The 5,265-nt window shown below is 74.4% G+C and carries 6 protein-coding genes; 3 read left to right on the plus strand and 3 right to left on the minus strand.

Annotated elements, in window-relative coordinates:
* Positions 1 to 30: 30 nt before the first annotated feature.
* Together ACFV0G_RS24990 and ACFV0G_RS24995 are read right to left on the minus strand one after the other, a co-directional pair.
* The gene (locus ACFV0G_RS24990; protein WP_380552041.1) at positions 31 to 804 is read right to left on the minus strand and encodes a VOC family protein; all 774 of its coding nucleotides are present in this window, start codon (positions 802 to 804) and stop codon (positions 31 to 33) included.
* A gap of 139 nt (positions 805 to 943) precedes the next feature.
* On the minus strand, positions 944 to 1,582 hold the full coding sequence (locus tag ACFV0G_RS24995; protein ID WP_380552044.1) for a TIGR03085 family metal-binding protein: 639 nt from the start codon (positions 1,580 to 1,582) through the stop codon (positions 944 to 946).
* Between the two features lie 131 nt (positions 1,583 to 1,713).
* On the opposite strand from ACFV0G_RS24995, the gene ACFV0G_RS25000 reads away from it, so the two are divergent.
* A complete protein-coding gene (locus tag ACFV0G_RS25000) occupies positions 1,714 to 2,406 on the plus strand; it encodes an ester cyclase (RefSeq protein WP_380552047.1) in 693 nt (230 codons plus the stop codon).
* A 16-nt stretch (positions 2,407 to 2,422) separates the two neighbouring features.
* On the opposite strand, the gene ACFV0G_RS25005 is transcribed toward ACFV0G_RS25000, so the two are convergent.
* A complete protein-coding gene (locus ACFV0G_RS25005) occupies positions 2,423 to 2,941 on the minus strand; it encodes a hypothetical protein (protein ID WP_380552050.1) in 519 nt (172 codons plus the stop codon).
* A gap of 253 nt (positions 2,942 to 3,194) precedes the next feature.
* On the opposite strand from ACFV0G_RS25005, the gene ACFV0G_RS25010 reads away from it, so the two are divergent.
* Both ACFV0G_RS25010 and ACFV0G_RS25015 read left to right on the plus strand, forming a co-directional pair.
* Positions 3,195 to 3,455 carry a hypothetical protein gene (locus tag ACFV0G_RS25010; protein ID WP_380552053.1) on the plus strand — a complete coding sequence of 87 codons (261 nt, stop codon included), beginning with the start codon at positions 3,195 to 3,197 and terminating at the stop codon, positions 3,453 to 3,455.
* The gene (locus ACFV0G_RS25015; protein ID WP_380552055.1) at positions 3,452 to 5,173 is read left to right on the plus strand and encodes a WXG100 family type VII secretion target; all 1,722 of its coding nucleotides are present in this window, start codon (positions 3,452 to 3,454) and stop codon (positions 5,171 to 5,173) included. The genes ACFV0G_RS25010 and ACFV0G_RS25015 overlap by 4 nt, the downstream gene beginning before the upstream one ends.
* The last annotated feature ends 92 nt before the right edge of the window (positions 5,174 to 5,265 follow it).

Raw genomic sequence — 5,265 nt, forward strand, 5'->3', positions numbered from 1 at the left:
GCGCCCGGGCCGAGCCGTCCGCGGCGCCGCCTAGTCCGTCGAGCTGGTGATCACCGCGAACACCACGCCGTGCGGGTCGGTCGCCCAGCCGAGGCGGCCGACGCCCGGGACGTCCGAGCCCGCCATCATCAGCGCACCGCCGCCCGCGACCGCCCGCTCCAGCGTCGCGTCGACGTCCTCGACCTCGAAGTACGGCACCCAGCGGACCGGCTCCCGCTCGCCCTGCAGCGGCGCGATCCCGCCCAGCGAGACGGCCCGCTGGTCGCCCTCGGCGAGCGACAGCACGTGGTACGCCATGCCCGGCATCTCCACCGTCTCGCTGCGCCAGCCGAACAGCGCCCGGTAGAACGGCAGCGCGGCCTCCGGGTCGGCGGTGTGCAGCTCGGCCCAGCAGAAGCTGCCCGGCTCGTTGACCAGGTCGAGGCCCCGGGTCTCGCCCGGCTGCCAGATCGCGAACTCGACACCCGCCGGGTCGCTCAGCTGCGCCATCCGGCCCGCCTGCATCACGTCGAACGGCTCGGCCCGCACCGTGCCGCCCTGCAGCTCGGCGGTCTTGGCGGTGGGGTCCGCGTCGGACGTCCGGAAGTAGATCGTCCAGGCCGGGGTGGCGCCGGCGTCGAGCCCGCCGACCGCGGCGACCGTCCGGCCGTCCTTCTGCAGGAAGCCGTAGCCGCCGGCCTCCGGCCCGAGCGCCTGGAACGCCCAGCCGAACACCTTCTCGTAGAAGGCGGCCGTGGCGGGGATGTCGGCGCTGCCCAGGTCCAGCCAGCAGGGGGAGCCGTTCCGGAAGTCCGTGGTGAGCATGTCGGGGTGCCCTTCGACGGTGGTGGTGCGGCCGGGCCCGCCCGCACGGGTGCGCGGACGGCCGAGACCCGGGCCACCAGTCAGTGTGACCCGGGCCACTGACAATCGGCCTGCGCAGCGCCGCACCGCGGGGCGGGCGTCAGGGCAGCGGGAGCGCGCGGTGCAGGGCCGCCAGCGCGGTGTCCGGGCCGTGCGCCGTCACCGCGGCCCGGGCGCCCCGCCCGAAGGCGAACAGGACCAGTTCGCCGGGCTCGCCGGTGACCGTGACCACCGGTGACCCCGGGCGGGTCACCGCCACCGTCCGGCCGTCGGGGCGGGCCAGCACCAGGCCGACCGGCGTCCTCGGCCGGGCCTCGAACCGGGCCAGCGCCGGCAGCCGCCGCCAGAGCTCCTCGGCCGGGGCCTCCTGCGGCCCGTCCGGCTGCCACTGCGGCCCGGCCCGGCGGACGTCCTCCGCGTGCACGAAGTACTCCACCAGGTTGGCCGCCGCGTCGGCCCCCGGCAGGGCGAACGGCGACAGCGCCGGCGGCCCGGCCCGGAACAGCCGGACCAGTTCGGGGTAGGGCCGCTGCGCGTACCCGGCCTGGACGCGCGCCGTCCAGCCCGCGACCGCGCGCAGCCGGATGCCGGCCGCGGCGTCCGGTCGGCGCTCGCGCAGCACCAGGTGCGCCGCCAGGTCCCGGGTCGTCCAGCCGGCGCAGAGCGTCGGCGCCGACGGCCCGGCGGCGGTCAGCAGGTCGGCCAGCCGTTCGCGTTCCGCTCGCGCAGGGTTCGCCATGGACACCACGGTACGGGGCGTCCCGGGCGCGCCTTGCCGGGGGGCGGGCGGCGGAGGATCGTGGAGGGCGGGTGCGCGGCGGTCAGCGGACGATCGCTGGACCAAGGGGGGCGGCCACCAGGAGGTGCACCATGACGTTCGTCCAGATCATCGAGGGCCGGACCGACCGCGTCGACGACCTCAACCGGCTGATGGACAGCTGGGTCGAGCAGACCGCGGGCCGGCGCACCGCCGGGCACGCGGTGGTCGGTGCGGACCGCGCCGATCCGCGGCACTTCGTGGAGATCGTCGAGTTCCCCTCGTACGAGGAGGCGATGCGCAACTCCAACCTCCCGGAGACCGACCGGATCTTCCACGAGATGGTGGCGCTCTGCGACGAGCCGCCGACCTTCACCGACCTCGACGTGGTGCGCGACGAGCAGCTGAACAAGCGCACCGTCATGCGGCTCTTCGAGGAGATGTCCGACGGCAGCCTGGACGTGCTGGACGAACTGGTCGCGGTCGACTACCGGGACCACGACATCGCCAACGACCCGGACATCTCGGGGCGCGAGGGCGTCCGGCAGGCGATCAGGGGGTGGCGGACGGGCTTCGACTTCGCGTTCACGGTGGAGAGCCAGGTCGCCGACGGCGACGAGGTGGCCACCCGGTGGAGCTGGACGGGCATGCACAGGGGTGAGTTCATGGGCCTGCCGGCCACCGACAAGAAGGTCGAGATGACCGGGATGACGGTCTTCCGCTTCAAGGACGGCATGGTGCAGGAGGGCTGGTGGCAGTGGGACCGGATGTCGATGATGCGCCAGCTCGGCCTGCTGCGCATGTGATCCCGTCCCGGCGGGCTCAGCGCAGACGGCCCGTCAGCTTCTGCCCGCCCTGCCGGTCGCTCGCGGTCATCGTGCAGGTGGCGTCCCGCATGCCGTCCTTGTAGTACTGGAGGTAGGGCCCCAGCGGGAAGCCGTAGTAGGGGCCGCCGCCGCCCTGCGCCGCCTCGCGGGCGGCGAGCGGGTCCTTGCAGAGCTCGCGCAGCGCCCGGCCGATCTGGAGGTCGCTGGTCAGGCCCTCGGGCAGCACGACGTTCGCGATCGCCTCGCCGTCGTGCGGCCGTTCGCAGGGCCGCTGCTCGGCGCGGGTGATGACGGTGCTCAGCTGCGGGTGGTCCAGGCAGGTGCCGGGCGTGAAGTACGGGTACGGCAGCTGCTTCGACGGGCTGGGGGAGGGGCTCGGCGGAGCGCTCGGCGCGGGCGGCGGCGGCGCGGCCCGGTGGTGGCCGTCCGGCCACAGCAGGACGGCGGCGGCCACGGCCAGCACCGCCACGACGGCGACCACCGCGGCGATCCGCCGCCCGTCTCCCCGATCCACCCCGACCCCCTCGGCTCGCTGCCATTGTGGCCCGCCGACGGGGCCGCCGTCAGCGGATCCGGATCACTCGGCGGCCTTGGTGCCGCCTTGGGGAAACCTTTGACGACTGATTACTTTGCGTACGCTCCCATGGGCGATTTGACCTGATTGTGCGTCAGTAGGATGACCCGTCAATATCGGCACGGGAAAGGCATACGCCATGGGGGACACCGGGTTTCGGGTACAGCCCGACACGCTCGGTCGCTATGCGTCCATGATCACCGAACAGCTCGAACAACTCCAGCGGATCCAGTCCGCGACCGCCGCCATCAGCATCTCCTCGGACGCCTTCGGGCACCTGCCCAACGCGCAGCACCTCGCGCAGGCCTACCAGGAGCACGCGAGCGCCGGCAGTCAGAACCTCGCCGACCTCGGGGAGGCGCTCTCCGGAACGTCCGAGGGCCTCACCTACACGGCGCGCAACTACGCCGAGCACGAGCAGAGCATCAGCGCGGTCTACGGGGGCGGCGCGTGAACCAGAGCAGTCGGCACCACAGTTCCGGCGGGGGCGGCTCGACCACCCACCGCCCCGTGCAGACCCAGCACCCCGTGCAGACCCAGCACCCGGCGCAGACCGAGCACCCGGCGCAGCCCGCGCACCCCGTGCAGGACCCGCGGATCCCCTACCAGCGCGGCGACGACCCGCAGCAGCCGTCGCCCCAGCCGCACCCGCGGCCCCGGCAGGACGACAACGGCGGCGCCGACAACGGGGGCGGCGCCGGCGACGGCGGCGGCGAGAACGCCGGCGCCGGCGGCGACCAGCCGCAGGAGGGCTGGCTGGCCGGCTACGGGCGCCAGGTCGCCGAGGGCGTCCGCGACAAGGCCGCCGAGAAGACCAGCGACTGGATCAACGGCAAGGTCTTCGGCGAGGACGAGGAGCCCGGCGGCGGCGGACCCGGCGAGGGCGGCCCCGGTGCGGTCGGCGGCGAGGGCGGTGACGGCGACGGGGGTGAGGCCGGGTACGGCGACGGAGGGTACGGCGCGGCCGGCGGTGAGGCCGGCGGCACCGGCGGGATCAGCACCCTTCCCGCCCGCGGCGAGTTCGGCTCCGACCGGATGGTGTCGCGGTTCAACCCGTACCCGGGAGCCGGCGGCGGCGCCGCGGGCGGGGGCAGCGCCGCCTACGGCTGGACGCAGTCCGGCGCCCCGGAGGCCCCCGAGCCGCTGGAGCCCGCCGGCCACCCCGACCGCAGCGGCCTCGGCGGCATGCTCGACGAGGCCGTCCAGTGGGCGCTGGAGAAGTCCGGCCTGATGGACGAGCTGGAGAAGGTCACCGGCAACCTCGCCGAGCTGAACGCCGCCGCCGAGGAGTGGCAGGCCCAGGCACGGGCCGTGCAGACGGTCGCCGAGCAGCTGCGCGGCGGTGCCGGACCGGTCGCCGGCGGCTGGGAGGGGCAGGCCTCCGACGCCTTCGGCCGCCACATGGGCGAGGTGGTCGAGGCCCTCGACTCCACCGCCGACGGCATGTACCAGACCGCCGGGATCATCAGCAAGGCCGCGCAGGAGTGCGCGATGGCCGAGAGCATGATCATCGACATCATCGCCGAGGCGATCGAGGCACTCATCGTGTCGCTCGCCGCCGAGGCCGTGATCGCGGTCTTCACCGCCGGTATCGGCGTGATCGCCGACGCGCTGATCACCGAGGCCGAGATCACCGTCTACGTCGCCCGCGTCGCCAAGGTCTCCACCGAGCTCGCGGAGAACCTGGAGAAGCTGCTCAAGGCGCTCAAGGAGCTCGGCCAGGCCGTCAAGGCCGTCCGCAACCTCAGGACCGCCCGCACGGCCCTCGACGCGGTCAAGGACGTCAAGACCGCCGCCCAGGGCCTGCGGGAGTTCGAGGAGGGCGGTGACGGCCTGATGAAGGCCGGCAAGGCCGCCCTGAAGGACAAGGACTTCTCCGGCCTGACCGACTACGCGGCCCGGCAGGCCGTCAAGCACGGCGACCAGTACGTCACCGGCAAGGCGGAGGACGCCTTCAAGGGCGCCATGGGGCTCGACCCCGACGAGGAGCTGCCCGAGGGCACGCCCGGCGAGGCGGCCAAGGAGGCCGCGAAGTCGGCGGCCAAGGACGCCTTCCTGAGCGACACCAACAAGGACGCCATGAAGGAGGAGGTGCTGACCGACCTCGGCCTGCACCACGAGCCGGCCCCCTACCGGGTCGACCGCTCCCGGATCGAGACGGCCTTCGGCTGACCCGGCCCGGCGGGGGGGGGGGGGGCGCCCCCCCCCCCCCCCCCCCCCCCCCCCCCGCGGGGGGGCCCCCCCCCCCCACCCACAGAGGGCTA

Origin of the sequence: Kitasatospora sp. NPDC059571, from assembly GCF_042735675.1 — a bacterium.
Taxonomy (GTDB): domain Bacteria; phylum Actinomycetota; class Actinomycetes; order Streptomycetales; family Streptomycetaceae; genus Kitasatospora.

What these genes read in the sequence shown, in the direction of transcription:
- ACFV0G_RS24990 (WP_380552041.1), bottom strand. Translation starts at nt 804, where the DNA reads ATGCTCACCACGGACTTCCGGAACGGCTCCCCCTGCTGGCTGGACCTG.
- ACFV0G_RS24995 (WP_380552044.1), bottom strand. Translation starts at nt 1,582, where the DNA reads ATGGCGAACCCTGCGCGAGCGGAACGCGAACGGCTGGCCGACCTGCTG.
- ACFV0G_RS25000 (WP_380552047.1), top strand. Translation starts at nt 1,714, where the DNA reads ATGACGTTCGTCCAGATCATCGAGGGCCGGACCGACCGCGTCGACGAC.
- ACFV0G_RS25010 (WP_380552053.1), top strand. Translation starts at nt 3,195, where the DNA reads ATGATCACCGAACAGCTCGAACAACTCCAGCGGATCCAGTCCGCGACC.